25 protein-coding genes, 1 tRNA gene and 1 riboswitch are annotated in these 25,248 nt (G+C 66.6%); of the genes, 13 read left to right on the top strand and 13 right to left on the bottom strand.

Annotated features, from left to right (window positions below):
- Positions 1 to 49 precede the first annotated feature (49 nt).
- The 8 genes from AC1DBE_RS11775 to AC1DBE_RS11740 form a co-directional block, all read right to left on the bottom strand.
- The gene (locus tag AC1DBE_RS11775; protein ID WP_476970668.1) at positions 50 to 757 is read right to left on the bottom strand and encodes a YcnI family copper-binding membrane protein; all 708 of its coding nucleotides are present in this window, start codon (positions 755 to 757) and stop codon (positions 50 to 52) included.
- Positions 758 to 949: 192 nt separating this feature from the next.
- Positions 950 to 1,627 (bottom strand): hypothetical protein, encoded by a 678-nt coding sequence (locus AC1DBE_RS11770; RefSeq protein ID WP_476970638.1) that lies wholly within the window; start codon positions 1,625 to 1,627, stop codon positions 950 to 952.
- Positions 1,628 to 1,911: 284 nt separating this feature from the next.
- Positions 1,912 to 2,232, bottom strand: a complete 321-nt coding sequence (locus tag AC1DBE_RS11765) for a DUF1905 domain-containing protein (protein ID WP_476878873.1) — start codon at positions 2,230 to 2,232, stop codon at positions 1,912 to 1,914.
- A gap of 86 nt (positions 2,233 to 2,318) precedes the next feature.
- The gene (locus AC1DBE_RS11760) at positions 2,319 to 3,461 is read right to left on the bottom strand and encodes a glycerate kinase (protein ID WP_476970637.1); all 1,143 of its coding nucleotides are present in this window, start codon (positions 3,459 to 3,461) and stop codon (positions 2,319 to 2,321) included.
- A gap of 1 nt (position 3,462) precedes the next feature.
- The gene (gene dctA, locus AC1DBE_RS11755; protein WP_476970636.1) at positions 3,463 to 4,914 is read right to left on the bottom strand and encodes a C4-dicarboxylate transporter DctA; all 1,452 of its coding nucleotides are present in this window, start codon (positions 4,912 to 4,914) and stop codon (positions 3,463 to 3,465) included.
- Between the two features lie 135 nt (positions 4,915 to 5,049).
- A complete protein-coding gene (locus tag AC1DBE_RS11750; protein WP_476970635.1) occupies positions 5,050 to 6,147 on the bottom strand; it encodes a tartrate dehydrogenase in 1,098 nt (365 codons plus the stop codon).
- Positions 6,148 to 6,294: 147 nt separating this feature from the next.
- Positions 6,295 to 7,182: a LysR family transcriptional regulator gene (locus AC1DBE_RS11745; protein WP_476970634.1), complete on the bottom strand. Its 888-nt coding sequence runs from the start codon at positions 7,180 to 7,182 to the stop codon at positions 6,295 to 6,297.
- A 1,317-nt stretch (positions 7,183 to 8,499) separates the two neighbouring features.
- On the bottom strand, positions 8,500 to 9,408 hold the full coding sequence (locus AC1DBE_RS11740; RefSeq protein ID WP_476970633.1) for a diacylglycerol/lipid kinase family protein: 909 nt from the start codon (positions 9,406 to 9,408) through the stop codon (positions 8,500 to 8,502).
- Positions 9,409 to 10,640: 1,232 nt separating this feature from the next.
- Here AC1DBE_RS11740 and AC1DBE_RS11735 point away from each other — a divergent pair.
- Positions 10,641 to 10,949, top strand: coding sequence for a hypothetical protein (locus AC1DBE_RS11735; protein ID WP_476879458.1), 309 nt, complete (start codon positions 10,641 to 10,643; stop codon positions 10,947 to 10,949).
- Between the two features lie 740 nt (positions 10,950 to 11,689).
- On the opposite strand, the gene AC1DBE_RS11730 is transcribed toward AC1DBE_RS11735, so the two are convergent.
- Positions 11,690 to 12,403, bottom strand: coding sequence for a hypothetical protein (locus AC1DBE_RS11730; RefSeq protein ID WP_476970632.1), 714 nt, complete (start codon positions 12,401 to 12,403; stop codon positions 11,690 to 11,692).
- Between the two features lie 617 nt (positions 12,404 to 13,020).
- Between AC1DBE_RS11730 and AC1DBE_RS11725 the strand changes: the two genes are divergently transcribed.
- The 5 genes from AC1DBE_RS11725 (at position 13,021) to AC1DBE_RS11705 (ending at position 16,400) form a co-directional block, all read left to right on the top strand.
- The gene (locus tag AC1DBE_RS11725; RefSeq protein WP_476879456.1) at positions 13,021 to 13,884 is read left to right on the top strand and encodes a response regulator; all 864 of its coding nucleotides are present in this window, start codon (positions 13,021 to 13,023) and stop codon (positions 13,882 to 13,884) included.
- Between the two features lie 187 nt (positions 13,885 to 14,071).
- On the top strand, positions 14,072 to 14,785 hold the full coding sequence (locus AC1DBE_RS11720; protein ID WP_476970631.1) for a TetR/AcrR family transcriptional regulator C-terminal domain-containing protein: 714 nt from the start codon (positions 14,072 to 14,074) through the stop codon (positions 14,783 to 14,785).
- Positions 14,786 to 15,049: 264 nt separating this feature from the next.
- Positions 15,050 to 15,280: an ArsR/SmtB family transcription factor gene (locus AC1DBE_RS11715; RefSeq protein WP_476970630.1), complete on the top strand. Its 231-nt coding sequence runs from the start codon at positions 15,050 to 15,052 to the stop codon at positions 15,278 to 15,280.
- Entirely contained in the window at positions 15,277 to 15,993 is a 717-nt protein-coding gene (locus tag AC1DBE_RS11710) for an aquaporin (RefSeq protein WP_476970629.1), read from the top strand. The genes AC1DBE_RS11715 and AC1DBE_RS11710 overlap by 4 nt, the downstream gene beginning before the upstream one ends.
- Positions 15,990 to 16,400, top strand: coding sequence for an arsenate reductase ArsC (locus AC1DBE_RS11705; protein ID WP_476879124.1), 411 nt, complete (start codon positions 15,990 to 15,992; stop codon positions 16,398 to 16,400). The genes AC1DBE_RS11710 and AC1DBE_RS11705 overlap by 4 nt, the downstream gene beginning before the upstream one ends.
- A gap of 189 nt (positions 16,401 to 16,589) precedes the next feature.
- Here AC1DBE_RS11705 and AC1DBE_RS11700 read toward each other — a convergent pair whose 3' ends face one another.
- Positions 16,590 to 16,967: a hypothetical protein gene (locus tag AC1DBE_RS11700; RefSeq protein ID WP_476970628.1), complete on the bottom strand. Its 378-nt coding sequence runs from the start codon at positions 16,965 to 16,967 to the stop codon at positions 16,590 to 16,592.
- 466 nt (positions 16,968 to 17,433) lie between these two features.
- A tRNA-Ser gene (locus AC1DBE_RS11695) sits at positions 17,434 to 17,523 on the bottom strand.
- Between the two features lie 125 nt (positions 17,524 to 17,648).
- Between AC1DBE_RS11695 and AC1DBE_RS11690 the strand changes: the two genes are divergently transcribed.
- From AC1DBE_RS11690 to AC1DBE_RS11675, 4 genes are all read left to right on the top strand, one after another.
- Entirely contained in the window at positions 17,649 to 18,725 is a 1,077-nt protein-coding gene (locus AC1DBE_RS11690; RefSeq protein WP_476970627.1) for a zinc-dependent alcohol dehydrogenase, read from the top strand.
- A gap of 3 nt (positions 18,726 to 18,728) precedes the next feature.
- The gene (locus AC1DBE_RS11685; protein ID WP_476970626.1) at positions 18,729 to 19,127 is read left to right on the top strand and encodes a 6-pyruvoyl trahydropterin synthase family protein; all 399 of its coding nucleotides are present in this window, start codon (positions 18,729 to 18,731) and stop codon (positions 19,125 to 19,127) included.
- 5 nt (positions 19,128 to 19,132) lie between these two features.
- Positions 19,133 to 20,215, top strand: coding sequence for a glycosyltransferase family 4 protein (locus tag AC1DBE_RS11680; protein ID WP_476970625.1), 1,083 nt, complete (start codon positions 19,133 to 19,135; stop codon positions 20,213 to 20,215).
- Positions 20,216 to 20,294: 79 nt separating this feature from the next.
- Complete coding sequence (locus AC1DBE_RS11675) at positions 20,295 to 21,536, top strand: DNA glycosylase AlkZ-like family protein (protein WP_476970624.1); 1,242 nt, start codon at positions 20,295 to 20,297, stop codon at positions 21,534 to 21,536.
- An 85-nt stretch (positions 21,537 to 21,621) separates the two neighbouring features.
- On the opposite strand, the gene AC1DBE_RS11670 is transcribed toward AC1DBE_RS11675, so the two are convergent.
- On the bottom strand, positions 21,622 to 22,125 hold the full coding sequence (locus AC1DBE_RS11670) for a nucleoside deaminase (protein ID WP_476970623.1): 504 nt from the start codon (positions 22,123 to 22,125) through the stop codon (positions 21,622 to 21,624).
- Between the two features lie 98 nt (positions 22,126 to 22,223).
- Between AC1DBE_RS11670 and AC1DBE_RS11665 the strand changes: the two genes are divergently transcribed.
- From AC1DBE_RS11665 to AC1DBE_RS11655, 3 genes are all read left to right on the top strand, one after another.
- On the top strand, positions 22,224 to 23,054 hold the full coding sequence (locus tag AC1DBE_RS11665; RefSeq protein ID WP_476970667.1) for a phosphatase PAP2 family protein: 831 nt from the start codon (positions 22,224 to 22,226) through the stop codon (positions 23,052 to 23,054).
- Positions 23,055 to 23,066: 12 nt separating this feature from the next.
- Positions 23,067 to 23,702 carry a uracil phosphoribosyltransferase gene (gene upp, locus AC1DBE_RS11660; protein ID WP_056736007.1) on the top strand — a complete coding sequence of 212 codons (636 nt, stop codon included), beginning with the start codon at positions 23,067 to 23,069 and terminating at the stop codon, positions 23,700 to 23,702.
- Between the two features lie 79 nt (positions 23,703 to 23,781).
- The gene (locus AC1DBE_RS11655; protein WP_476879130.1) at positions 23,782 to 24,159 is read left to right on the top strand and encodes a VOC family protein; all 378 of its coding nucleotides are present in this window, start codon (positions 23,782 to 23,784) and stop codon (positions 24,157 to 24,159) included.
- A gap of 135 nt (positions 24,160 to 24,294) precedes the next feature.
- Here the strand turns inward: AC1DBE_RS11655 and AC1DBE_RS11650 are convergent, their stop codons facing one another.
- On the bottom strand, positions 24,295 to 25,020 hold the full coding sequence (locus AC1DBE_RS11650) for an aggregation-promoting factor C-terminal-like domain-containing protein (protein ID WP_476903809.1): 726 nt from the start codon (positions 25,018 to 25,020) through the stop codon (positions 24,295 to 24,297).
- A riboswitch (cyclic di-AMP (ydaO/yuaA leader) is annotated at positions 25,019 to 25,188 on the bottom strand. It overlaps the preceding gene by 2 nt.
- Positions 25,189 to 25,248 lie beyond the last annotated feature (60 nt).

Raw genomic sequence — 25,248 nt, 5'->3', positions numbered from 1 at the left:
CCGGGCATCAACCGGGTGGAGCACCGTGGCGCCGTCGACTTCGGGCGCGCTAGTCCTTGGGTGCGGTGCCGCCGGCCGGAACCCGCGCGGGGGTGGCCCGCCGGCTCCGCAGCAGGGCCAGTCCGCCCAGCACCAGGCCGCCGATGCCGGCAACCAGGCCCGCCCAGCTCAGGGCCTGGCCGCCGTCGTCGTCCTTCGCGGAGGACGCTGCCGTGACAGACCCGGCTGCCTCCGCGTCGTGCGCGCCGGAGGCGGCAGCGCCGTGGCTGTCCGCCGCTGCCGCCGTGATGGTCACCGACGGCGACGGGGACTTCAGATCGTGCTCGTCCTGGCCGGCCGCAGGGATCTGTGACCAGTCGACCGTTCCGGTTTCGCAGGTCTGCAGGGTCCGGAAGTAGAGGGTCTTTCCGGGCTCGTCCGGCAGCTTCACGGACAGGACCAGGGTGTCGCGGAGCTCCGGGCTCAGGGGGGTCTTGGCCGTGTAGACGATCTGGCTGGTGCGCTTGGTGATAGAGGAACCGTCCGCGAGCTTCTTGGGCTGCGCCAGCTTCTCGGTGACCTTCGCTGCAGTCCAGCTGGGGTTCACGGTGGGCAGGGCGTCGTCGAGCTCGTCCGGCAGGCTGATGGCGATTTTGGTGGTGCTGGATTCCCCGCAGCCATGCGGGACGGCGAACGTCAGCAGGGCGTACGAGCCCGCCGCCGTCTGGTCCGGGGTTGCTTCGACGTGGGCCGATGCGCCGCTGATCCCGGCGAGCATAAGGGCCGAGGTGGCGGCGGTGACGGCGGCTGCGGTGAGGCCGCGGCGGAGGGCAGATTTGTGCTGTGAAGTGGTCAAAACGGGTGCCTTTCAGGCGGGCGCGGCGGCAAGGCGGCGCGCGGAAACAGGGAGGCACGGCGGGCCTCCCGTCGCTGGGTTCAGCGGAGGGTACGGCCGGTGCCTTAAGAAGGGTTAGGAAGGAACGACGACGGCGGGCGGCCCGCGGCGGCAGTCGGCCCGGAGGTTGCGCCAGGGGAGCGGAACGGCGGCCCTGGGGTGCGGCGGTACGGCGCGGGCGACTGCAGGCCTGAGCGGAGCAGGGGCGGGGAGCTCGATGAGCGGCCGGAGCCATGCGGCGAGCGACCAGAGGGCATCTTCACCCTTGGCCAAAAGCAGGGCACAGGCGAGTGTGGCCAGTGCGTGGCCCGCCAGCATCGACCAGGAGGCCACGGAGTCCAGTTCGTGCAGCTGCAGGTGTCCGGCCGGATGCGGCAGTTGCACGAATCCCGTGTGGTGCGCGGCAGTGGCAGCAGCGCCGGCGAGGCCAGCAGAGCTGGCGGCTCCGGCGTCGCTGGCAGTGCCGCCCGGGCCGGCGTCGGCCGCGGCGGGGGTGCTGAAAGCGGCGAATGCCTCGTGCAGGATCACCTGGCCGGCCCCGAGGAGGGCTGCCATGGCCGGGAGGTTCAGCTTCAGCCGGGTGGCCGCGGTGGACGTCAGGCCGGTGAGGGCGAGGACGGCGGCCAGGATGGCGGGGGCGGGAAGCTGGCCGCCGGCGATCACGTGCGCGGCGGCGGCGAGCGTCACCATGGTGGTGGCCACCATGGCGGCGCGGAGCGAATGAAAGGGTGTCCGGGCACGGGATGTACGCACCGGGGCCTCCTTCACCGTTCGACGCGGGCTGCAAACGCCCCAATTCTACTGGGTGTCGAAGACGGCGGGGTGATGGGTGGCCGAGCGGGCGTCATCTTGTGGTGCTCCGGACGCTTGGCGCTGCGTATCCTGCCCTTCGACGCGAAAAATACCCCTCGCGACCGGAATACCCACCGCGCTGGGTATTTTGCGTAGCGCGGGGCGCAAACCGCCGCGCCGGGCACGAACCGCCGCGTCCGGCCCTGTCCGCCGCGCCAGAACCGAACCGCCGCGGAATCACGGCCTCACATGGTGGGGCCGGTGCCGTTGGCGGCCCGGCCACCCCGGGGCGCCACGGACAGGGAGACGGTCACGGTGTCGCCGTCGCCGAACCCCTCCTGCAGGCGGACGTGCTTCTTCACCGGAAGGACGTAGTCTCCGTTGCGGGGCAGCAGCGAGGTTTCCCACTCGGTGTCGCCGATCCGCGCGGCCACCGGGATGGCACCCCACCCGTAGGTTGCCTCTGCGGCCTCGGCCCGGACGAAATCGGATGCGTCCGCGGGCAGGGTCAGCCAGTAGAACGGCGCCGGTCCGCGCCATTCGAACAGTTCCGCGTCGAAGGTCATGTCCACGTCAGGACACGCTAATCGGCCGGGGTCCTGTTGGCAACGGTTCTGCCGGGCGCCGGGAGCCGGCACCCGGGAGCGCGAAGCTACAGCAGGCTCGTTCCGATGTCCGTGCCGATCCGGCGCAGCAACGCAGCGGACAGCGCGGGGTCCCTGGCCGAGTCGAGGTCCGTGTAGTCGGCCAGGGTGTACACCCGGGTGAGGGCCAGTTCGTGCCAGCGTTCCCGGGGGAGCAGGGAGCGTCCGGCGACGGCGATGATGGGACGGGTTCCGGAACGACGGGCGACGGCGGCGGGCAGTTTCCCGGCCAGCGTCTGTTCGTCGAGGCTCCCCTCGCCCGTGATGACGACGTCACACTGGTCCTTGCGGGCGTCGAAGTCCAGCAGATCCAGGAAGTAATCGGCCCCCGAGACCTGCCGCGCCCCGAGCAGCAGGCAGGCGAAGCCGATCCCGCCGGCGCTGCCGGCGCCGTCGTGCTCCGCCACGGTCGCGGCGTCGTCGAATCCTGCCTCCGCGAGCCTGGCAACCAGCCGCGCCAGGCCGCCGTCGAGGACGTCGACCTCCGCGGGTCCGGCGCCCTTCTGCGGCCCGAAGACAGCCGCCGCGCCGGCAGCACCGAGCAGGGGGTTGCTGACGTCGCAGGCGACGACGAGTTCCGTGCCGGCCAATTCCGGGGGCAACGCGCCGTGGATGCGGTCGATCATCTCCAGGTCCCCGCCGCTGCCGGTGAGGGGCCGGCCCGCCGCGTCGCGGAAGCTGAGGCCCAAAGCGGTGAGCATGCCCATCCCTCCGTCGGTGCTGGCGCTCCCGCCCAGGGCCATGACAATCCGGACCGGCCTGAGGCTGAGGGCGGCCAGGACCGCCTCACCGAAGCCGCGGCTTGATGCGTTGAGGGGCTCCAGCCGCCCGCCCGCCAACGTCCCGAGCCCGCAGGTGTTGGCCACCTCGACGACGGCGGTGACGCCGTCGAACGCGATACTGGCCTGGACCGGTTGCCCCGTGGGGCCCGCCACGGTGCAATCATGCCGACTGAAGCCGGCCGCGACGGCGGCGTCCACGCTCCCGTCGCCGCCGTCCGCCAGCGGAAGGAGTTCGCAGAGCACCCCGCCGGTCCTGGCGGCGGAGCGGAGCCCCGCCGCCAGGGCATCCGCGACCTCAGCCGCCGTGAGGCTGCCCTTGAACTTGTCGGGTGCGATAAGGGTGCGGATGGTGTTTTCTGCCGGGGTCACGTTAGAGCGTTTCCGAGTAGGCGGGGCGGCGGCCGTCTGCGGCCGGTGACGGGCCGGTGGTGCCTGCCTCGTCTGATGCGCTGGCGGCGTGGACGGTGCGGGCACCGTCCGTGGGCTCGCTGGTGGGGACGGCAGCGTTGCTGGGGAGTGGTTCGACTACCTCTCCGGCGAAGACGCGGCGGGCACGGTCGGCGTCGAGGGTGCGGTCCCACCAGGCGATGAAGAGGGTTGCGACGGCGTTGCCGGTGAAGTTGACCAAGGCCCGGCATTCGGACATGAACTTGTCGATGCCGAAGATGAGCATGATGCCGGCGGCCGGGATGGTCCCGATCGTGGCCAGGGTCGCGGTGAGGGCGATGAAGCCGCCGCCGGCCACGCCTGCCGCGCCCTTGGACGTGAGCAGCATGACCGCGATGAGGCCCAACTGCTGGCCGATGCTGAGGTCGGTGTTCGTGGCCTGCGCAATGTAGACGGCAGCGAGGGAGAGGTAGATGGCGGCGCCGTCGAGGTTGAAGCTGTACCCGGTGGGCACCACCAGCCCCACGGTCTCCTTTTTCACGCCCGCGTGTTCCAGTTTGCGCATCAGCCCGGGGAGGGCTGGTTCGGCGGTGGACGTGCCCAGGATCAGCAGGTATTCCTCTTTGAGGTGGCGGATCATCGAGAAAATGTTCAGCTTCAGGAACGCCATCACTGATCCGAGGACCACCACAACGAACAGGATCGAGGTGGCGTAGAACAGGGCGATCAGGCCGCCCATGCTGGTGAGCGAGGAGACGCCGTACTTACCGACGGCGTAGGCCATCGCGCCGAAGGCACCGATCGGGGCCGCCTTCATAATGAAGCCCAGGATCTTGAACATGACCCCGGTTAGCCGCTGCACCCCGTCCAGTACGGGGGCGCCCGCTTTGCCGATGGCGTTCAGGGCGATGCCGAACACGACGGCGATGAAGATGATCTGCAGGATGTCGCCTTCAACGAACGGGCCGATCACGCTGTTGGGAATGATGTGGGTGATGAACTGCCACCACTCCTGCTTGGCGCCGGCGTCGATGAGTTTGGCCGCGGATTCGGAGGTCTTGATGGAGCCTGCGTCGGCGTTGACGCCGTCGCCGAGGCGGAAGATGTTGATGGCGACCAGGCCGAACACCAGGGCCAGGATGGTGCCGACCTGGAAATAGGTCAGCGCCTTCAGGCCCGTCATGCCGACCCTCTTGAGGTCTGCGACGCCGGCGATGCCGCCCACGATGGTCAGGAACACGATGGGGCCGATGAGCATCCGCATCGCATTGACGAACGTCGTGCCGATCGGTTCCAGGGCGGTGCCGGCGGCGGGGGCGAGCCAGCCGACCAGTATGCCGATGAGAATGGCGGTCAGTACCCAGAAGTACAGCTGCCGGTACCAGCGGACCTTGGGGTTCCGCGGTGCCTTTGCGGCGGTGGAGATGTGATCCATAATTCCTACCTCGTTGTGGAATGTCGCTGGAAGAGCGTTCGAAAGTCAGGGGTGTCGGGACGGGCGGTGGTTTTGCTGCGCCGCCCGTCCCGGGCTGGTGGCGGCCCCCGATGTTCCGGAGGCCGGCCGGTGTGGCTAGACGGCGGCCAGGGTGTGGGTCAGGGCCTTGATGATGGCGTCGGTGACGTCGGTGGTATCGGCATCGCCGCCGACGTCGCGGGTCAGGTATCCGGCCGCGGTGGTCTGCTCGATCGCGGCCTCGACCTGGCGCGCCTCGGCGTGCAGGCCGAAGTGGTCCAGCATCAGGGCGGCGCTCGCAATGGCGCCGATCGGGTTGCTGATGCCCTTGCCGGCGATGTCCGGGGCGGAGCCGTGCACTGGTTCGAACATGGACGGGAAGCGGCGCTCCGGGTTGAGGTTGGCGCTCGCGGCCAGGCCCAGGCTGCCGGCGAGGGCGGACCCCAGGTCGGAGAGGATGTCCGCGTTCAGGTTGGACGCCACGACGACGGAGAGCTCTTCCGGCTTCAGGATGAACTTCGCGCTCATCGCATCCACCAGGACACTTTCGGTGGCAACGTCCGGGTAGTCCGGGGCCACGCGCTGGAACGTCTCGTCCCACAGGACCATGCCGTACTGCTGGGCGTTGGACTTCGTCACCGAGGACACCTTCTTCACGGTCCGCGTCCGTGCGAGATCAAAGGCGAAGCGCATGATGCGTTCGCAGCCCTTTTCGGTGAACAGCGCGGTCTGCAGCGCAACCTCGTTGCCGGGGCCACGGCCGCTGAGGTTCCGGCCACCCAGCCCGGCGTACTCGCCCTCGCTGTTCTCCCGGACCACCACCCAGTCGAGCTCCGTGGTGTCGGCCTTACGGAGCGGGGACTCGATACCGGGAAGGAACTTCACCGGCCGGACGTTGGCCCACTGGTCGAAATTCTGGGTGATGTTCAGCCGAAGGCCCCAGAGGCTGACGTGGTCGGGGACGTTTTCCCAGCCGACGGCTCCGAAGTAGATGGCATCAAAGTTCTTCAGGGCGTCCAGGCCCTTCGGGTCCATCATCTGGCCCGTCTTTTCGTAGTAGCCGCAACCCCAGGGGAATTCGTTCCATTCGAAGGCGAACTTGCCTCCGGAATTCTCCGCGAGGGCGTCCAGGACCCGGCGTCCGGCCGAGATGACTTCCTTGCCGACGCCGTCGGCCGGAATGGACGCGATGCTGAATGTTTGGGTGGCGCTCACGTGCCTACCTCCTCGTTGAGTGTGTGTTAGCAGCGTCACACTGCTGGTCCTCTTCAAGTAGACGGGCTGACGCCTCAGGGCGTCCAAGACCAAGATCCGATGCGCCACATAGGCTCGACCTATGGACTCGGGCGGATCCCCGCGGAATCAGGGCGTGACGTGCAGTTCGGCAACCTTCAGGAAAGCCCGCGCAGCAGGTGTCAGGTCTTCCTTTCGGCTGAGGATTGCGACATCAAGCTGGGAGACCGGCTCGATCAGCAGGGTCCGGAGCCCGGACTTCTGGGCTGTAGGCGCCCAGGACGAGGGCATCACCGCGTGTCCGACGCCGGCGAGAACGAGGGGGAGGATCGATGTCCGGTGCGCGACCTCGACAACGATCTCGGTGTTGACGCCGCGTGCCAGGGCGTCGTCGACCAGCCAGCGCACCAGGGAACCGCGTTGGCTGGCTATCAGCCGGTGGCCGCCAAGGTCCTCCCTCTGGATGGCAGGTCCGGGGCCGAAGGTGTCGGCTTGCGGGTTGACGATGAGGATGAGGGGCTGGCGTTCCAGTTCCATGACCTGGACGCCGGGCACACGGATGGGATCGGGCGACCCGGCCAGGCCGATTTCGGTGCTGCCGGTCCGGACGGATTCGATGACCTCTTCGGGGGTGAACGCTGCGCTGACGTTCAGCCGGACCGAAGGATGCTGGCGGGTGAAACTGGCGATCATGGAGGTCAGCGGCTCGATGCCCGGGGAGGGCATGGTGATGATGTCGAGGCGGCCGCTGCGGACCCCCTGAAGTGCCCGCACCGCTGACTGCGCGGCGTCCAGGTCCCGCATCACCAGCCGGGCCGGGCCGACAAGTTCGTTGCCCGCCTCGCTGAGGACCACCCGGCGGCCGATGCGGTGGAAGAGCGGAACCCCTAGCTCTCTTTCCAGCCCGGCGATGGTCTGTGACAGGGAGGGTTGCGCGATCAGCAGATGCTCCGCGGCCCGGCTGAAGCCGTCGTGGTCAACCACCGCAAGGAAGTACTTCAGTTTGCGCGTGTCCATGCGGCTCCTCGATGGCTCGGTCTGGTTCGGCCCCGGTTCGGGGTCCTGCCTTAGGGTCCGACGCCGGGTGCCGGCGCTGGGACTGACGTCGGGCGACATCGGCTGAGGGTCCGATGCCGGGCTCCGCGCGGGCGCAGTTGCTTCGCACGCGCGCATCGATAGCTTACGCCTATAAGGGTGTGTGTGGGGCGCGCCCCTTGGACACCAGGCCGCCGCAACATTGTGCACCTGGAATTCCCCAAAGAGTCCTTCGTGCTACTTTGTTCGTCCCGCCGATAGGCTGAAGTCTCGAAGGTTTGGCAAGGGGGTGCATAGTTGGACTATGGGACCTCTTGATAACCGCAGTTTCTACACGCGTGGTGACTCATTCAGCATTGGGGACTCAAAGGAACATGCCGAGCGGGCGCTCGTTACCTTCGGGGCAACCGACGTCCGTTCCAGCCAACGCGGCGATTTCACAGCCATCGCGTTCAGGGCCGGCGGAAGGCAGTTCCGCATCGTCATCTGTTTACCGGATCCGCACGTGGTCGCTGGTGTCGGCGGTGGTTCCGGGAAGGTCCACGGCCCGGAGGTTACAGTAAGAGTGTCGGAGCTCAGCGCCCGAAGGTTTTGGCATTCTTTCGCTTTGTCGATAGACGCGAAACTCGCAGCGGTGGCAGCCGGGGTTGCTACGCTTGAGTCGGAATTTCTCGCCCATGTGGTTCTACCCGGGAATCGGACGGTAATTGACGAACTCGAACCAGTCATCGCGTCTGCCTACCAGTCCGGGCAGCGCCCTTCCATCAAAATTGCTGCTACGCCCTAAAACTGGCGAAGATGGTTCAAGGAAGGGCGACCGTGCTTCGCTGATCTCTCAGATGGTGGTTTTCGTCCAGCTGAAGCCCATTCCCTCATCGCAGGAAACGTCCGCGATCAGGGTCGGAAAACATCCGGGTCCTCGGTCCGCAAATACGTCAGTGGTGGACTGGGATTTTCTTGGGCGTGACCACGATGTCGCTTTCGGCCAGGAAGGGCGCCAGCTGGAGGAACGGCGCATCGGGGACCGAGATCGGACTGGAGAATCAGCACGGATGGATGGACGAACCGATGGTGGCGCCCCCGCGGTTGGTCAGGCTCTGGAGGTCATGGATGCCGTCGGCGATGAGGGCGTTGTGCACCCACGGGCTGTGGCGCCGAAGCCGATAACGACGGCGCTGAGTCTCCTGCCGTAGTCCCGGTGGTGCCGCGAAGGCCATCAATGGTCCGTGTTCGTCATCGCCGGCGGAGATTCCCTGGGTGCTGGCCGCCCCATTGAGTAGATGTCAAGGGCGCCGAGGATCAGAGAACCGCCAGGGCATTTTTCGCGCTTTCGACAAGAACATGGGTGGCGGCGGGAAGATGTCTGACCTCGCCGTCAATCTGGCAAGGAACAGCGTCGCGCGTGCTGAACGCGTAGCTACTGACGCTTGGCTGATTCCCGAGCCCCAACGTCACGGCCCGAAGAGTCATCAGTGCCATCTTCCAGTGGCCGGAATGGGGGAGCGTCACAACCTCGAAACGGCCGTCGTCGGGACCCGCCGCCTCGCTGACCCTCCCATACTTGGCCATCCGCGAAATATTGGCCAGGATCAGGCTGTCCAAGCAGGCGATGGCCCCGTCTGCCCGAACGAGCTCGAAGGGGCTCAAGTGGGAGAGCGTGCGCGCCACGGACAGGAGTTCGAGGATTTTGCCCTTTCCTCCGCTCTCGATTCCGATCGCCATCAGGGGCGTAAGTCCGAAACCGATGTAGGAATGGGCGTAGTGAACCTGTGCCTGCGGCTCCTCCCCAAATGTTATTCGCAACAGGTCGATGTGCCGGACCTGTCCCTGTCCTATCCGCACAGCCTCCGGCAATGATATTGCAGGCATGCTCCGGTGATGGTCGTTGGCATTGCCTGCCGCGACGACCGTGCACACCGCCTTGCTGCCCGGAACGTCCATCACCCCGTTGACAACCTCGTTGTACCCGCCGTCACCGCTTACTGAAACAATGAGCGTGGACCCTGCCGCCGCGACGGACCGTGCAAGGTCTCGCGCATGCCCCGCAAAGCCGGTCGGCAGCAAGTCAACCTGAAGTTCCGGGGCTCCGGCGGCGAGATCCCGTCGCAGCCCGTTGATCCTGGCGGTCATACCAGACTTGCCGGGATTGAAGACCAGCACAGCCCGGTCAAAACGTGCAGGCGCCCCGTCAGGGCCACTCGCTGTCATCGGCGTTTCAGCCCTGTCATTCCCCCAGGTCGTCCGCTACGCGGCGAAGGTCCTGAACCCATCCGCTTGAACGGCGCGGTGCCCCCGAACTCGACTCAAAGTTACCAAGAGCTTCCGCTATGCGCTCAAGCGCTTCGGAAATATTGGCCTTGACCGCCGCGTAGCCTTCCTCCGAACGGGGGTCAGAAGACGCCGCCGACAGCTGCTCGGCTCCGGACCTAATGACCAATGAAGCCTCATACTCGTTCACACCTGCACCTCGCAGCTTCCTTGAATGGAACGTGCAGCACGTCTACGATCACAACCATACCGTGGTACACCCGCTGGGGCGCCGAAAGTAGCAGCTGACGGTTCCTCGGCGGAAACCGAAAACACTACCGGCGAAATAAAATTCGAGGCCAGGTGCCACAGCTGCCATCAGGAAGACGAGGATGTTTCGGGATTCCCAACTGGGCTTCCTCCAGAGCAGGGGCGGTGGGACGATGCCCTTATGAGCGATCAACACAGCAAGGACGAGCAGGACCAAAGCTCGCATCAGCACGGGCAGTCGGCGCCGGGTACGCAGCCGGTGCCTACCGTAGGTCAACGCCGGCGGGAATCGGAAGAGAAGCTGGGCTCTCACCTGCGTGAAGCACGTCAGAAGAATGAACACCATCAAGCCCCTGAATCAGAAGGAGCCGTCAGAAATGTCCGGCCGGAGAAATAGGCGCCGATAACCTTGCCGCCGTCCAAAACGATGACCAGAGTCGGCCGTCGGCGTTAGGGAACGGGGCCACTGCCCGAGCGGTGATGGATTGCCATGACGACGAAGCCGTTGACGAACTCCACGATCTTGCGGCACCCGGCTCCTTGAGCGACGAGTTCCATGTTCACAAGGCTACGTATGGTTTGGCGCTGCGGTTGCCGACATGCGTCGGCGGTTGGGGATCATTGGAGAGGGGCGCAACGACGGCTCCTCTGAAATAATCAACTGGGTGTTGGTGATGTAGTCAGTAAGACACTGCCCGGGATAATCTCAAGACATGTCAAGTACCGGAAGCGGTAGTCAACCTAAACGTCCAGAAATTCCCGAGACTGCCGGGAGCGCCGGGACGGAAGCCGCCTCGGACGTTGCAATGGAGTACGGTCCCCCGGTCTGGACCGACTTGTGGGACGCAATGCGGCGCACACGGACCAAAATTGCGAACGGATATGAGAGCGGTTCGGATCCGGAAACCCTGAAGGCAGACATAATGGTCTTCTTCATCCTGTGCTGGAACCTTCGCGACTGGATCATGACCGATGACACGGTTCCCTTCGGTAAGGATCTGATGGACATCGAGGCCAGGGTTCTCTCCATGCGCCGGTGCTGGGCGGTGGCGAATACCGCCAACCAACGTGCCACGGAGGGGGTTCAAGGCATGGCGATCCATGACAACTCCAGGGCCAGCTTCCGCTTCATTGAGGACCCGACCGATACGGTCGATGCGTTGGAATTGGCGGACGAGTGCCTGCAGTGGTGGCGCACTTACCTCACAACACATGGAGTTGCAGCACGCTGAGGGCAGTCCACCACATGTAGGAGAACCGTAACCGAGCGGTTTCGATCCGATTAAGATCGATCCTGCTCCCCGTAACTGCATATCTCCCTGGCTCATCTACGTCGCCTTCCGTTTGGCAACAGGGCAGCACGGCATGGGCAAGGCTGGCGGCCGATAGGGAATAGCTTGTGTCTTGTGGCATCCGGGGACGCCCACATCCTGTCACCGTTATGAAAATCAGGGTGGCGGCGGGCCCGAGAGAATGTCGGCGTCCTGGCTGTGACTGCGCCGATCACGGGGATGATTGATTTCCGCCTTCGAAGCCGCCGGCTGCTTGACGGCTCCGACGCAGCCCGGACCGGTGTTTAGGCGGCCTGGTACGCGGGGACCGCCCGTGGCGAAAAACTTCGCCTTCAAGCTGCGGATCCACGACCAGCATGCGCCCAAATCGGCCCAATAGCCAGCGGCGTCCCCGACCGCGGCATTCGATTACCGGGATAGGGCGCAGTAAACCCCGTCTGTTCGCCCCCGCAGGCCGTCACCGCAGGCCCGACTAATAAAACGGTACGGCTGTCTTTACTGGCAGGTGTTCTTCCGAGAAGATCGATCAGTTGCGAGGCCGGGGGCACTACCGGAATTATGGCGAAAGCTGCGTCACGAAGGTAGGCGGCTTGGGGTAGTTGGTGCATTATTCCTGCCCGGGAGACGATGACGGGCGTGGGCACGCCTCCACAGCCCCAACTATGAACCCGCGGCCCTGTTCAAAGCTGAACGGGTTCGCGGTGTTCATCGGTCTGTGAGGGCAGTTGGAGCTTTCGAGCCGTCACAGTGCCTTTGTCTGAGGCGGACTCGTTGAGTGAAGAGCCAGGGAGGTCCCGTCGGTCCATCTCATCGGTCGCGAGCTCGAACCAGGTCCGGGCCCCGAAGGACGGGCCGGGTGAATCAAGGTGGCGGTACAGGGCGTCGACCAATCGGCCAAGCGCTTCATCCGAGAGGGCACGTACGGTTGACGCCGGGTCGAGGCTTCCTTCGTAGTATTGGCAGAGCTGAAGGTCGTCGATGAGCTCGGTCCCGGCGGGTCCGTGGGTGACGGTGCAGCCGGCGGCGTGGGCGCCCTGAGCGTCCGTGAGGTGCTCCAGGACGGCTCCGTCGATAGCGACGTGAGCGAGGCAGACCGGCAGTTCGGACGGTTCCTTTAGGAAGACCCCGGGGAGTTCTTTTCCGGGTTCGGCGTTGTTCGGAGCTGGTGCTGTGGCGGAGCCGCTGAAGGCCCGCAGATGGAGTAGCACGTCAGGGTCCAGATGCCTGGCTCCGCGCAAATCCAAGGTTAGCGGGCCCTTAGATACCTGTCCGGCCCTTGCTAGTGCGCGCAGAAGGACAGGGTACGCAGCGCCGGTCAGGCAACCGGAGACCTGAAGGCCGAGGCCCAGGGCGTCCACGTCGGTGCGGATTGTGAGTTGCAGTTTGTGTTCCATTACGTCTCCCCGTAAGCAGATCCGTGGAAGCCAACTGCTTAACTCCTTACTTGACCCAGAATATAAACCGTCCTCAGCAGTTAGCAAGCGTTCAGCATCCTTATTCGCCTGGCTTATATATGGAGGAGGCGTGTAAGCGAATGGACAGAGCGGTCCGGGCCTGGCGTGAGGCCAGCGGCCCATGTTAAAAGCCGGGCACGGTCACTCCCGCGAAGTTCGAATGTGAGTCCCGATCACGGAGTTGAGGGGGTGCGGGCCGCCCTTGGATACCTGGGATCCTCGATCTTCAGTAGACGGGGCAGAGCGACGCTGGCTCGGGAGCGAAGACCGTTCTGCGCTCCCTCCGTGCTGCAGGACGCCTGCGCTCCGACCCTGATGGGCCCGGACGGAAGCGGCGGCCGGTTCGCCGAAGGCCGGTTCCTTGAAATGGGGCAAGGCGGGATCGGGGTGTTCTTTCGGAGCCATCAGGTCTAGTTTGGGGGCAAGGTCCGCGTGGATAATTGCGCCGGGGCCGGGGTGACCGGATGGGGTCCGGGTTCGTCTTCGCATCGGGCGGGGCCGACGACAGTGACGGACGACGGCGCCTTTGGAGTCCCGGAGGCTTGGATGGAGCAGCAATGCGGGCTGAACCGGAGGTCGAAGTGGCCCTGCCGCTGAGGGGCCAGGGTGTTTACCTTTTGGACGACCATGAAGTCGTGAGGCGCGGTCTGCGTTATCTGTTGGAGTCCTCGGGTGTGGGCGTTGCGGGGGAGTCTGCGTCGGCGCTCGAGGCACTGCGGCGGATCCCTGCGCTTCGGCCGGCGCTGGTTATTGTTGATGATGATCTTCCGGACGGTTCCGGTGCTGCGGTCTGCCGTGGGATCGCCGTGTCGGCACCGGGTATCAGGTGCCTCCTGATGACGGCGGCGGCCGACGAAGCAGTCTTGATCGAGTCCATAATGTCCGGCGCCTGGGGGTGTCTGTCCAAAAAGGACGACAACGCCGAACAGCTCCGGCTGATCTCCCGAGCCTTGGACGGGTACACCGCCTTCAGTGGCGTGTTTCAGCCGGCTCTCCGGGCTCCGAACCTGCTCATTGTTGAGCCCGACCGGGAGGAGAAACTTGGGATGCTCACCCGCCAGGAGGCTGTCGCGGCTGCTGCCCTTGGCCGGGGACTGAGTAACCGTCAGATCAGCCACAGAATGTTTCTCTCGGAAAAAACAGTCAAGAACATGATCTCGAGTATTCTGGCGAAGCTTGGCATGGAGCGCAGATCGCAGGTCGCCGTGCATGTAGTGAATGCGTTAAACCGCCATTCAGAGACCGACGGTGATTACCGGAGCAGCCGGTTCCCGGACCTGGTGGCGGAGGTCACGGACGCGCTGCTGGTCTGTACCAGCGATGTTTCCCCGGTGTTGCCTACGGAGGCGGTGCGGAAAGACAACGCCGGTCGGCTTGCCGGCGCCCTCGCCGCGACACGCGCCGATCTTGGGTGTTGGTAGCCGGGCATCCGCAGGCCTCATCATTGCTGATGGTCCCGAGGGTAAGCCGACGTCATTTCCTCCAGGCAGCAGACGTCGCGCGTAGACTGCAGAAGAGGCAAGGATGCTTAGTGATAGCCCCGGTGGCGGAGCAGTGATAGCCCCAGGTGGTGGCGCAGGCACGGCTGTTACCGTCGGGGCGGAGGGGATGAGCCCTATGGTCGCGGACGATCCGCCCTCGGGTTCGGTGGGCAAGAGCCGGTTGAGTCGGGAGCTGGTGCTCTCGGCCGCACTGGAGCTGGTAGACGGCTGGGGGCTGGAGGCCCTTACTATGCGTCGGCTCGGGCAGAAGTTGGGCCGGGACCCGATGGCACTGTACCGGTACGCCCGGAGCCGGGCCGACCTGCTGGATGGTGTCACGGAGCTGGTCTTCAATGAGCTGCCTGTCAATCCTGCTGATCCTGACTGGCGGGCCCAGCTCCGGCGCATCGCGCATGATTTCCGGGACCTCGCACTGCGGCATCCGAATGTCGTGCCGCTGTTGGTGACGCGGCCTCTTTCCACCCCGCTGGGCCGTCGGCCGATGGGAACACTCCGGCCGCTGGAACAAATCCTGTCGCTGCTGGTTGGCGCAGGGTTTGCCGCTCCTGAGGCGTTGCACGTGTACCGCGCTTACTACGGCTTCCTGTACGGGCATGTCCTCAACGAGCTGCAGGAGGTCGTCGTCGACCCTGAGAAAAACGAAGCCCTGCTCCGTCTGGGCCTGTACCGGCTGCCGCCGAAGGATTTCCCCCATCTGCGGTCCCTCGTCCCGGTCTTGACTGACTATGACGGAAAGAAAGAGCTCGACGGCGGCATCACTATTCTGCTGGCAGGCCTTACCGACGGGTTTTCCGAACAGCCGGGGCGCCCAGGGGGCTAGGGATGTTACGTAGATCTGTACGGAAATAGGTCCCCATTGTTTACGTTTTCGCACTCGTTGCAGTGGTGTGGCCGGTTTCCTCCCGGGCGAGTCTGCAGCCCTGCGTTGGCTAGGCATCGATAGGTGTAAATATAGGCATATGTCTATATCTGTCAACGTCGCTCCCGTCCAGTCCGTGGCGCGCTGTTCGCCCCTGTCGAGGGAACCGTTGTCGGAAGTGGAGGCCGGGGAAGTCGTGCCGCTACTGAAGCGCTGGGTGATCCGGTGCGGCTGCGGCTGATGTCCCTGGTGGCCTCCCATGAAGGCGGTGAAGCCTGTGTGTGCGACCTGAATGACGCCTTCGAGCTCTCACAGCCGACCATTAGCCACCACCTGAAGATCCTCCATGAAGCGGGGCTGCTGGAGAGGGAAAAGCGCGGCGTGTGGGTCTATTACCGTGCGCGCACCGATGCCCTGACGAACCTTTCCAAGCTGATCAGCGGACAGAGCCGATGAGCATACTCCTGCGGCGGGCCGTGGCGGAGTTCGCCGGGACAACTTTCCTGGTGATGGCCGTAGTCGGGTCCGGTGTCATGGCCTCGCGGCTGTCCCCTAACGACGTCGGGCTGCAGCTTCTCGAGAACAGCACCGCCACAGGCGCGGCGCTGGTGGCCTTGATCCTGGCGCTGCAACCGGTCTCGGCATCCTTCAACCCCGTGGTCACCCTGGTCGAACGGGCCTTGGGGGCGGTGGACACTCGCACCACACTGGCCCTGATCCTGGCCCAGTTCGCCGGCGGCCTGTCGGGAAGCATGCTGGCCAACCTGATGTTCGGCCTGGACCCGGTGACGCTCTCGACACATGAACGCGCAGGGTCAGGGCTGTGGCTCGGCGAAATTATCGCCACGTTTGGGCTGCTCCTTGTCATCTTCGGCACGGTCCGTTCGGGCCGGGGGGAGCGGGTGGCTTTTGCCGTCGGCGGCTACATAACGGCGGCCTACTGGTTCACCAGCTCCTCCAGTTTCGCCAACCCGGCCGTGACTGTGGCCCGGACAATCACCGACACCGTCGCCGGCATTGCTCCGGCATCCGCGCCGGCGTTCATCCTCGCCCAGCTACTCGGCGGCGCCGCCGGTTTCTACCTGATTCGAGTCCTCTACCCAACCGTTGCCGGCCCAGCAGTTCCCGCGGCAGATCGACCCGCGGCCGATCGAAAGGTCCCCTCATGACCGACAAGCCCTCCGTCCACTTCGTCTGCGTCCACAACGCCGGACGCTCCCAGATGGCCGCAGCCTTCCTCACCACCCTTTCCGAGGGCCGGATCGAGGTCCGGTCCGCTGGCTCCCAGCCGGCTGAGAAGGTCAACCCGGCCGCCGTGCGGGCCATGGCCGAGCTGGGGATCGACATGTCCGCCGAAATCCCGAAGGTCCTCACCGCCGAAGCGGTGCAAGATTCCGACGTCGTGATCACCATGGGCTGCGGCGATGAATGTCCGTATTTCCCGGGCAAGCGCTACGAGGATTGGATCCTGGAAGACCCTGCCGGGCAGGGAGTTGATGCTGTCCGACCGATCCGGGACGAGATCAAGAGCCGCATCGAGAGTCTCATCCAATCCCTAACCCCGGCCGCCACCTAACCCACGCTGCCTGAGGGAACCTGCCCACGCCTGAAGCCCACGTGCTAGGGAGGCGATCTGGATGGATGCCGGATGCTGCACCGAGACCGGGCGTTGTGATGACGACTTGGACTGCTGTTAGGCAGCGCCCGCCGGTGGTCTTCGGACGGCTCCCGCAATGGGGCGCCCGCCCGAAGGAGTGCGACAGGATCAGTCGCCGTGACCGCCCTGTGCGCCGGCTTCGGCGGCGGTGATGGCGAAGTTGGTGTCGAGCTTGACGGTCGCGTGCGTGCCGTCAGTCTTGGTGATAAGGGCTTCGTAAGCTGCACTGCCGTCATCCTCGGTCGTCATGTTCTCGACGGTCGCACCCGCGTTGGCTGCCAGCACGGCGGCCTTGACGTTGATTGCGGCGTCCCCGGTGAGATCGGTTTTGTTTCCGTGGCTGGCATCGCTCACTGACGTTGATGTGGCGGACGGGGTAGGGGTGGTTGCGGCGTTGGCTGGTTGTGCCATGGCGGTCAGGGCACCACCTCCGAAGGGTACGGCGATGAGGCTGGTGCGTGCTGCTATTTTCCGGATGATGTTCACGATTGTTCTCCTTGCTGGTTCCACTCCGGCTTTCGAAGCTGTTCTTATCCTCGGAGGGAAGCCTGTCGGACTACCTTCATCCTGCTGTGCGCATTTTGTGACTGTTCCGCACGCCAGAACTCCCAAAGAAGCACCCAGAAGACGGGCTCGATAGAACTGCACCCCGCCCAGATTGAGAGTTCTCTCGCCCGGGCTGGCTTCGGTGCCTCCGGCATCGCTGCCGGCAGCTCGTCCAAGACACGAGGACGCACGAGCGCATCCCCGGGGCAGCTGGCGGGAAGCATGTTCTCAGAGATCGCGCCCAGGGATCGTGCCCGATCGGGTGCTCAGGGTGGCCCGCCAAGCCAACGGCGCCCTCCACCAGGTTGTCCTCTCCCGCATGCAATCGGGCCATCGAACCCAGGACTACATTTAGGGCAAAGCAAAGGCCCCTGCTTCCCTTCTAGGGATGCAGGGGCCCCGCATTTGGCGGTGACGGTGGGATTTGAACCCACGTTGGCTTTTACACCAAACAACATTTCGAGTGTTGCACCTTCGGCCGCTCGGACACGTCACCAACCTGACTAGGCTACCGGAGCAAGGCGCCCAACCCCAAAACGGCCGCCGCAAGAGGGTCCGCCACGCCCGTGCCCGGCCCGAAGCTTCCCCGTGTCGGCCCCCGGCGCTAGATTCGTAAGCACGATGACTACCTCCACCAGCACCGGCCACGTATCGAGCCCGGACCACACCACGGCCACCGCCTACTGGACGGTCGGCCCGGAGCAGGGTGAGCTCCGGACCGAGGAACTGCGCCCGCTCCAGCCCGGTGAAGCCCTGGTGCGCGCGCTGTACTCCGGCATCAGCAAGGGCACCGAGATGGTGGTGCACAACGCCCGGGTGCCCGAGTGTATTGCCGACGAAATGGCGGCACCCCACCAGGAGGGCAGCTTCCCGTCGCCGGTGAAGTTCGGCTACCTGTCCGTCGGCGTCGTCGAGCAGGGCCCGGCGGACTGGCAGGGCAAAACGGTGTTCTGCCTCCACCCCCACCAGGACCGTTACATCGTCCCTGTCGAGGCCCTGACCGAAGTCCCCGACGGCGTTCCCGCCCGCCGCGCCGTGCTCACCGGCACCGTCGAAACCGCAGTCAACGCCCTCTGGGAGGCCGGCCCGCGCCTGGGCGACAGGGTGGCCGTGATCGGCGCCGGCCTGGTGGGCGGCATGGTCGCCAAGCTCCTCGGAACCTTCCCGCTCGGCCGGCTGCAGCTGATCGACGTCGACCCCGCCAAGCGCGCGTTCGCCGACACCCTCGGCGTCGACTTCTGCCATCCCGACGACGCCCTGCCGGACTGCGACATCGTGATCCACTGCTCGGCCTCCGAGGGCGGGCTCCGCCGCGCCCTGCAGCTGGTGGGGGACGAGGGCGAGATCATCGAGATGTCCTGGTACGCCGACCGCCTGGTCACCCTCCCGCTCGGTGAGGATTTCCACGCCCGCCGGCTCTCCCTCCGCGCCAGCCAGGTAGGCGTGGTGGCCCGGGCCCGCCGGCACCGCCGCACCACCGCGGACCGGCTCAACCTCGCCGTCTCCCTGCTCAGCGACCCCGTCTTCGACACCTTCCTCTCCGGGGCGTCGCCGTTCGCCGAGCTGCCCGACGTCGTCCAGCGCCTCTCCGACGGCACCCTGGACGCCCTCTGCCACGTCATCGAATACCCCGCCAGTGACTCAGCAGCCACCGGCTCACCCGTCCCGAACCATTCGGCAACAGAAACCACGAGGTAATCCGTGTTCAGCCTGACCGTCCGCCGTAATTTCATGATCGCCCACAGCCTCCCTCGGCCTGCCTTCGGTCCCGCCCAGGGCCTGCACGGGGCCACATTCGTCACCGAGGTGACCTTCCGGCGTCGCGCCCTGAACGAGGACTCGATCGTCCTGGACATTGGCGAGGCCGGCGACGTGCTGGACGCCGTCCTGGCGGAACTGAACTACAAAAACCTCGACGAACACCCCGACTTCGCCGGCAAACTCAGCACCACTGAAGCCCTCGCCCAGTACATCGCCGACTCCGTAGCCGGGCGCATCCGGGACGGGCAGGACGGGAAAGCCCTCGCCGGCCTCGACGTCACGCTGCGCGAAACCCCTGACGCCTGGGCCAGCTACTCCCTCGAGTTCGACGCCGGCTAAACCCCGTGGGAGCGCCCGGCGTCCGCCTCATCCTGCCCGGCAACGTCCGCCACAACTCCGGCGGCAACGCCTACAACGCCGCGCTCCTTCGTGCCCTGCAAGACCTCGGGGTAACGGCGGAATCCTGCGGGGCCGACGGCGGCTGGCCCGTCGGCAGCGCGGCTGACCGGCAGCGCTTTAGCCAACTGCTCACCGGGTCCGACGGCGGCCAGGTCACCCTGGTGGATGGACTGGTGGCCCTCGGGGCGCCGGCTGAGCTGGAGGCCGCCGCCGCGGCCGGCACCCCGGCGTGGATCCTGCTGCATATGCCGCTGGAGGGGCACGCGGAGCTGGAACACCGCGCCCTGGACGCCGCCGCCGGAGTGATCTGCACCAGCAACTTCGCGGCGGCGGCGCTGCGTGACCGGCACGCGCTGGTCACCCCACACGAAGGAGCCGGCCGTGCCAGGGCCGCAAAAATCTGCGTCGCCCTGCCCGGCACCGAGCCTGCCCCAGCCGCCACCGGCTCCCACCCGCCGCACCTCCTCGCCGTGGCCGCCCTCCTGCCGAACAAGGACCAGTTGCTGCTGGTACGGGCCCTGGCCGGCCTCACGGACCTGCCGTGGACGGCCACACTCGCCGGATCCGATACCGCCGAACCCCGCTACTCGGCCCGCCTCCGGCAAGAAACGGAGCGCCTCGGACTCCACGGCCGCGTCAGCCTTCCGGGCGAGCTGCGCGGCCCCGCGCTGGAAACCGAATGGGCCGCCGCCGACCTGAGCCTGCTGATTTCACAGGCCGAAACTTACGGGCTGGTAGTGACCGAATCACTGGCCCACGGCATCCCGGTGGTAGTCCGGCAGGGGACCGGTGCCGTGGAGGCCCTCGCAGCCGGAACCCCCGCCGGGACGGCGCTCCCGGGCGCCGTCGTCGCCCTCTCCGATGACCCGGCGCCGCTGACAGCGCTGCTGCGCCGCTGGCTGACCGAACCGACGCTCCGAGAGCGTTGGCGGACGGCCGCCCTGACGGCACGGGACCACCTGCCCGGCTGGGACGCCACAGCGAGGGCAGTCCTGGCGGCCCTCGGCGACGCAGGCCCGGTGGACTAGCCCGCCGCAGTTACCCCCGGGCGACACCTGCCGGCAATTATTGCGAGCCAGCCGGCCGAAGCTGATGGAGAATGGCCCCATGACCACCGAGCCGATGACCGTGCAGTTGCCTCCCGCCAAGAGCCTCACCCCTGAACGGCTCCGTGCCTGGTCGTGGCACCGGCAGGGGCTCGACGGCTCGCTGGCCGGGTGCACCGCGGAGCAGGTGTTCGCCCGGGCCGGCTGGGCCCGCTCCGTAGGCGGCGCCAACCCCTACCTCACGCTCTTTGCCCGGGCCGGCCTGGGCCGGGAACAGGTGGACGGGGAGGTCCTGGCGCAACGGATCCTGGAGCTCCCGACGGCGCGCGGCTGCACCTATGTGCTGGGCAGTGACGACTTCGGCTGGGCGCTGCGGCTGGGGCGGGACGCGGCCGAGGCCGGTTTCAAGGTGCTGGGAAGGCTCGGCGTCGACCGCGGCGAAATCACCCTGCTGGAGGAGCAGGTGCTGCACGTCCTCGCGGAGGCCGGAGTCCCCATGGACCCGCGCCAGCTCAAGGAGGAACTTGGAGATACGGTCCGCAACCTCGGCGAGGAGGGCAAAAAGAAGGGCGCCGCCACCACGCTGCCCACCGCACTCGGGATCCTGCAGGCAGACGGGCGGATCCGCCGGGTCCCCGCCAACGGCCGGCTCGACCAGCAGCGCTACGCCTACGAACCCTGGGGACTGCAGCCGAGCACCCTGGGCGACGACGAGGTCCGCGCCCAGCTGATCCGGCGGTACCTCGGCTGGACCGGCGGGGCGAGCTTCAAACAGTCGCAGTGGTTCACCGGCTTCACCGTCGCGCAGAGCAAAACCGCGCTCGCCGCCGCCGGTGCCGTCGAGGTTCCCACCGCCGCCGGCGGGGACCCGCTCTGGATGCTGCCCGACGACGTCGAACTCCTGGCCGCGTTCGAGGAACCGGCCGAGGAGCAGATCCAGTTGCTCGCCGGGACCGATTCGCTGGTGCTGCTGCGCCGGAACGCGGCGGAACTGCTGGCCGGGGCGGATCACAGCAAAGCGGCCCTGGCCCCGTTGGCGCTGCAGGCCGACCTTCCGGACCACCCCATCGTCGACCGCGGCCGGATCATCGGGCTCTGGCAGTACGATCCGGGCCGGGAAGGGATCGCCGCCTGGGTGTTCGGCACAGCAACGCCGGCCGTGACCCGGCGGATCGCCGAGGTGGAGGACTGGATCAGGGAGGACCTGGGCGACTTCCGTGCCTTCAGCCTGGACTCGCCCGCGTCGCGGCAAATACGGATCGATGCGCTGCGCGCGTCCACCACGGCCACCGCTAGCCGGTAGCCCGGCGGCCTCGAGCGGGCAGCGCGGTAGCCCGGCGGCCTCGCGTGGGCTGACCGCTGGCCTTCCAGCCGGCCGCCGGCGCTCCTCAGGCGCCGCGGTGCCCGGCGAAGAACTCCCGCAGCAGTGCGCCGCACTCCTGCTCCCGGACCCCGGCGTAGACCTCCACCCAATGGTTCAGCCGGCGTTCGCGCAGGATGTCGAACACGGAACCCGCGGCCCCGGCCTTCTCATCCCAGGCGCCAAAGACCACCCGCGGGATCCGGGCCAGCACCACCGCCCCGGCGCACATCGCGCACGGCTCCAGCGTGACCACCAGGGTGCAGTCTTCCAGCCGCCAGCCGTCGTCGGCCGCCCCCTCCCGGGAACGCCTGACCCGCAGCCGGGCCGCCGCCTCCCGGATCGCGACCACCTCGGCGTGCGCCGTCGGGTCCCCGAGGGCTTCGCGCTCATTGCGCCCCGTGCCCAGCACCGAACCGTCCGGGCCGATGACGACGGCGCCGATCGGCACGTCCGCGGTGGCCAGCGCCCGGCGCGCTTCGGCAAGGGCCAGGCCCATCCATTCGGCATGGCGCGGCTCGGGGGTAGTCATGGCTCAATGGTAGTTTCGATCCTAAGCAGGCTGTGCACCCGGGCGGTGCACCGGAAAGTCGGGAGACGGCAGTGAGTACCAGGACCGAGAGCTGGCTGATGCGGCGCTGGGGTAAGTGGGTGGTGCCGTACGCCGCCCTGTGGATCACCATGCTGATCGGCGGCGTCGTGATCGTGATGCTCGCCCTCCTCAGCGCGGAGGTCTACGACAACGTGGTGGATGACGCCGGCCTGGCCAACCTGGACAAGCCCACCCTCTCCTTTATGGAGCACCTGCGCAGTCCCGGCCTGGACTCCTTCGTCACCGGGTTCACCAACATCGGCGGCGGCATCGGGATGCCCATCCTGGCCAGCATCCTGACGGCCTGGCTGACTTGGGTCTCGCGGACCTGGCGGCCCCTGATCCTGATCGGCGGCGCCGCAGCCGTGTCCATTACCGCCACGTCGCTGGGCAAAAAGCTGATCGGACGGGCCCGCCCGGACCACGCCGACGCCGTCCCCCCTTACGAGAACTCGCCGTCGTTCCCCAGCGGCCACACCCTGAACACCACGGTGGTGATCGGGCTGGTGGTCTACCTCGCCTGCCTCCAGGTGCACCGCACCATCGCACGGGTCGGCCTGATCGCCGCCGGGGTGCTTTTCATCTTCGCGATGGGTATGAGCCGGGTCTACCTGGGCCACCACTGGATGACCGACGTGATCATCGGCTGGGTGCTCGGATTCGGCTGGGTGGGGATCGTGATCCTGGCACACAGGCTCTTCCATGTGCTGCGGCACCGGGAGCACACCGGGCCCGCCCCGACGTTCGATAACGAGGCGCACCTGCGCGACCGTGCCCCCGGCGTCGACGGCGGCGCGGGGGCGCCCGGCGGTGATGCCGCCGACGCCGATTCGTCCGGCAGCGCGGGACGGTCCTCAGCGTCCGGGTGATAGTTTTGACCCATGCGCACTCTCGTTGTGGACCACCCGCTGGTCGCCCATAAGCTCACCGTTCTGCGGGACAAGAACACCCCGTCCCCGGTCTTCCGCCAGCTCACCGAGGAGCTCGTGACGCTCCTCGCCTACGAGGCAACCCGGGACGTCCGCACCGAACCGGTGACCATCGAGACGCCGGTCAGTACGACCATCGGAACGGCGTTCACCAAACCCACCCCGCTGGTGGTCCCGATCCTGCGCGCCGGACTCGGCATGCTCGAGGGCATGACCAAGCTGGTTCCCACCGCCGAGGTCGGCTTCCTGGGCATGGCCCGCGACGAAGAGACACTGGACATCATCACCTACGCCGAGCGTCTCCCCGAGGACCTGACGGATCGCCAGATCTTCGTCCTGGACCCGATGCTCGCAACCGGCGGCACCCTGCGCGAGGCCATCAAGTTCCTCTTCAAGCGCGGCGCCTCCGACGTCACCTGCATCTGCCTGCTGGCCGCCCCCGAGGGCCTCGCCAAGCTCGAAGAAGAGCTCTCGGAAGCCAATGTCACCATCGTGCTGGCCTCGATTGACGAGAAACTGAACGAAAAGTCCTACATTGTGCCCGGCCTGGGCGACGCCGGCGACCGCCTGTACGGGATCGCGGTCTAGGCTTCCGTCCGCCGGTATTCGTTCGCGGGTGCCGGCGTCGGGGGTTCCGGCGAAACGTGTCCCGGGCTAGCCTGTGCCCATGGACTGGAAACTTGAACTTGTTATGGTGCCGGTGTCCGACGTGGACCGGGCCAAGGATTTCTACGTCAACAAAGTGGGCTTCAACGCCGACTACGACGAACGCCCCTCGGAAGGCATCCGGTTTGTCCAGCTGACTCCGCCGGGCTCCGGGTGCTCGATTGCGATCGGCGAGGGCCTCATAGATGCCCCACCCGGCACTGCTCCCAGCCTCCAACTGGTGGTCAGCGACATCCAGGCCGCGCACCGGCAGCTGAAGGACAACGGTGTGGACGTCAGCGACGTCGACGTCCAGGACTGGGGGCACTTCCTGTACTTCGCCGACCCGGACGGCAACAAATGGGCCGTGCAGTACATCCCCGGCCGCACGAACGGCTAGTGGGGCTCGCACCCGGCCGCGGGGCTCGCGGGCCGCGGCCGGCTACAAATGACGGCAGACGAGGGCGAGGCCCAGGATCCAGTGGATCCGGGGCCTCGCCTGAGCTTTATGTGCGGCAGGGCCGCGGGGTGTTTCTTAGTACCAGTTGTTCGCGTAGTGGAAGTTCAGGGCACCGCACGGCGAACCGTAGCGTTCCTGGACGTACTGCAGGCCCCAGTTGATCTGGGTCTTGTAGTTGGTCAGGTAGTCGGCGCCGGCGCTGGCCATCTTCTCGGCCGGCAGCGACTGCACCACACCGTAGGCGCCGCTGCTGGCGTTGGTGGCGGTGGTCTTCCAGTCCGATTCCCGGGTCCAGAGCTTCATCAGGCACTGCATCTCGCTCGGCGCCCAGCCGTGGGCGGGCAGCTGGGACGCGGCGTAGGCCTGTGCGCCTGCGGGGTCGTCGACTGCCACCGGCTTAGTGGGAGCGGGCGCCGGGGCGGCAGCCGGTTTCGGAGCCGCTGCGGCGGGAGCCTTGGCGGGCTTGACCGTGGAGGCCTGGGCCTCGACACTCATGGCCGTGGGCGACGGTGTGCTGGTGCTTCCGACGCGTTCGAAGTCCAGGGTCTCCAGCGAAGCCTTCGAGTCCTTGGCCGCCTCAGTGGTGTGGGCGGACGTACCGGAAGCCTGCCCCGCGGCGCCGGCCCCCAGCAGGACGGCGAATGCGGTGGCAACGACGGCGGCACGCTTGCCGTTGGAGCGGGTGCCGACCCGCGACAGGGCCGACGAACGCTTGGACGGCTCGGCCCGGTGACGCGCGGTGTCGGCGTCGGATGTGCGTTTAGCGCCCTCGGGGCGCGTTTGTACCTTGAATTCAGTCATGTTCGCCTCTCAACGCCTACGGAGTTAGCTGTTGGGTTCGGATGCAAAATCCGGCCGCACGGAAAATCGACGTGCGGCTTAACCCCTTGGGTGCATGGATGCAGAATGCCCGGGAACACTGGGTCCCCCGCCTCTGCCTGGTCCATCGGAATCCGGGAAGCGGCAGAGCATGGCGTCAATCCGGATATGCGGCCAGATCGATTGCCGCACTCTAAAACGGTACCGGAC

Source organism: Arthrobacter sp. 10T416 (assembly GCF_056394165.1).
Note: the sequence above shows the minus strand (reverse complement) of the source record. Positions and strands in the feature narration are given on the sequence as shown.

Excerpts from the sequence above, each read along its gene's own strand:
- AC1DBE_RS11765 (WP_476878873.1), bottom strand. The coding sequence starts at position 2,232 with ATGACCTTCGACGCGGAACTGTTCGAATGGCGCGGACCGGCGCCGTTC.
- AC1DBE_RS11720 (WP_476970631.1), top strand. The coding sequence starts at position 14,072 with ATGAGCCCTATGGTCGCGGACGATCCGCCCTCGGGTTCGGTGGGCAAG.
- AC1DBE_RS11690 (WP_476970627.1), top strand. The coding sequence starts at position 17,649 with ATGACTACCTCCACCAGCACCGGCCACGTATCGAGCCCGGACCACACC.
- AC1DBE_RS11675 (WP_476970624.1), top strand. The coding sequence starts at position 20,295 with ATGACCACCGAGCCGATGACCGTGCAGTTGCCTCCCGCCAAGAGCCTC.
- AC1DBE_RS11740 (WP_476970633.1), bottom strand. The coding sequence starts at position 9,408 with ATGACAGCGAGTGGCCCTGACGGGGCGCCTGCACGTTTTGACCGGGCT.
- AC1DBE_RS11745 (WP_476970634.1), bottom strand. The coding sequence starts at position 7,182 with ATGGACACGCGCAAACTGAAGTACTTCCTTGCGGTGGTTGACCACGAC.
- AC1DBE_RS11670 (WP_476970623.1), bottom strand. The coding sequence starts at position 22,125 with ATGACTACCCCCGAGCCGCGCCATGCCGAATGGATGGGCCTGGCCCTT.
- AC1DBE_RS11655 (WP_476879130.1), top strand. The coding sequence starts at position 23,782 with ATGGACTGGAAACTTGAACTTGTTATGGTGCCGGTGTCCGACGTGGAC.
- AC1DBE_RS11730 (WP_476970632.1), bottom strand. The coding sequence starts at position 12,403 with ATGGAACACAAACTGCAACTCACAATCCGCACCGACGTGGACGCCCTG.
- dctA (WP_476970636.1), bottom strand. The coding sequence starts at position 4,914 with ATGGATCACATCTCCACCGCCGCAAAGGCACCGCGGAACCCCAAGGTC.
- AC1DBE_RS11650 (WP_476903809.1), bottom strand. The coding sequence starts at position 25,020 with ATGACTGAATTCAAGGTACAAACGCGCCCCGAGGGCGCTAAACGCACA.
- AC1DBE_RS11735 (WP_476879458.1), top strand. The coding sequence starts at position 10,641 with ATGGTCTTCTTCATCCTGTGCTGGAACCTTCGCGACTGGATCATGACC.
- AC1DBE_RS11775 (WP_476970668.1), bottom strand. The coding sequence starts at position 757 with ATGCTCGCCGGGATCAGCGGCGCATCGGCCCACGTCGAAGCAACCCCG.
- upp (WP_056736007.1), top strand. The coding sequence starts at position 23,067 with ATGCGCACTCTCGTTGTGGACCACCCGCTGGTCGCCCATAAGCTCACC.
- AC1DBE_RS11665 (WP_476970667.1), top strand. The coding sequence starts at position 22,224 with ATGCGGCGCTGGGGTAAGTGGGTGGTGCCGTACGCCGCCCTGTGGATC.
- AC1DBE_RS11710 (WP_476970629.1), top strand. The coding sequence starts at position 15,277 with ATGAGCATACTCCTGCGGCGGGCCGTGGCGGAGTTCGCCGGGACAACT.
- AC1DBE_RS11705 (WP_476879124.1), top strand. The coding sequence starts at position 15,990 with ATGACCGACAAGCCCTCCGTCCACTTCGTCTGCGTCCACAACGCCGGA.
- AC1DBE_RS11725 (WP_476879456.1), top strand. The coding sequence starts at position 13,021 with ATGCGGGCTGAACCGGAGGTCGAAGTGGCCCTGCCGCTGAGGGGCCAG.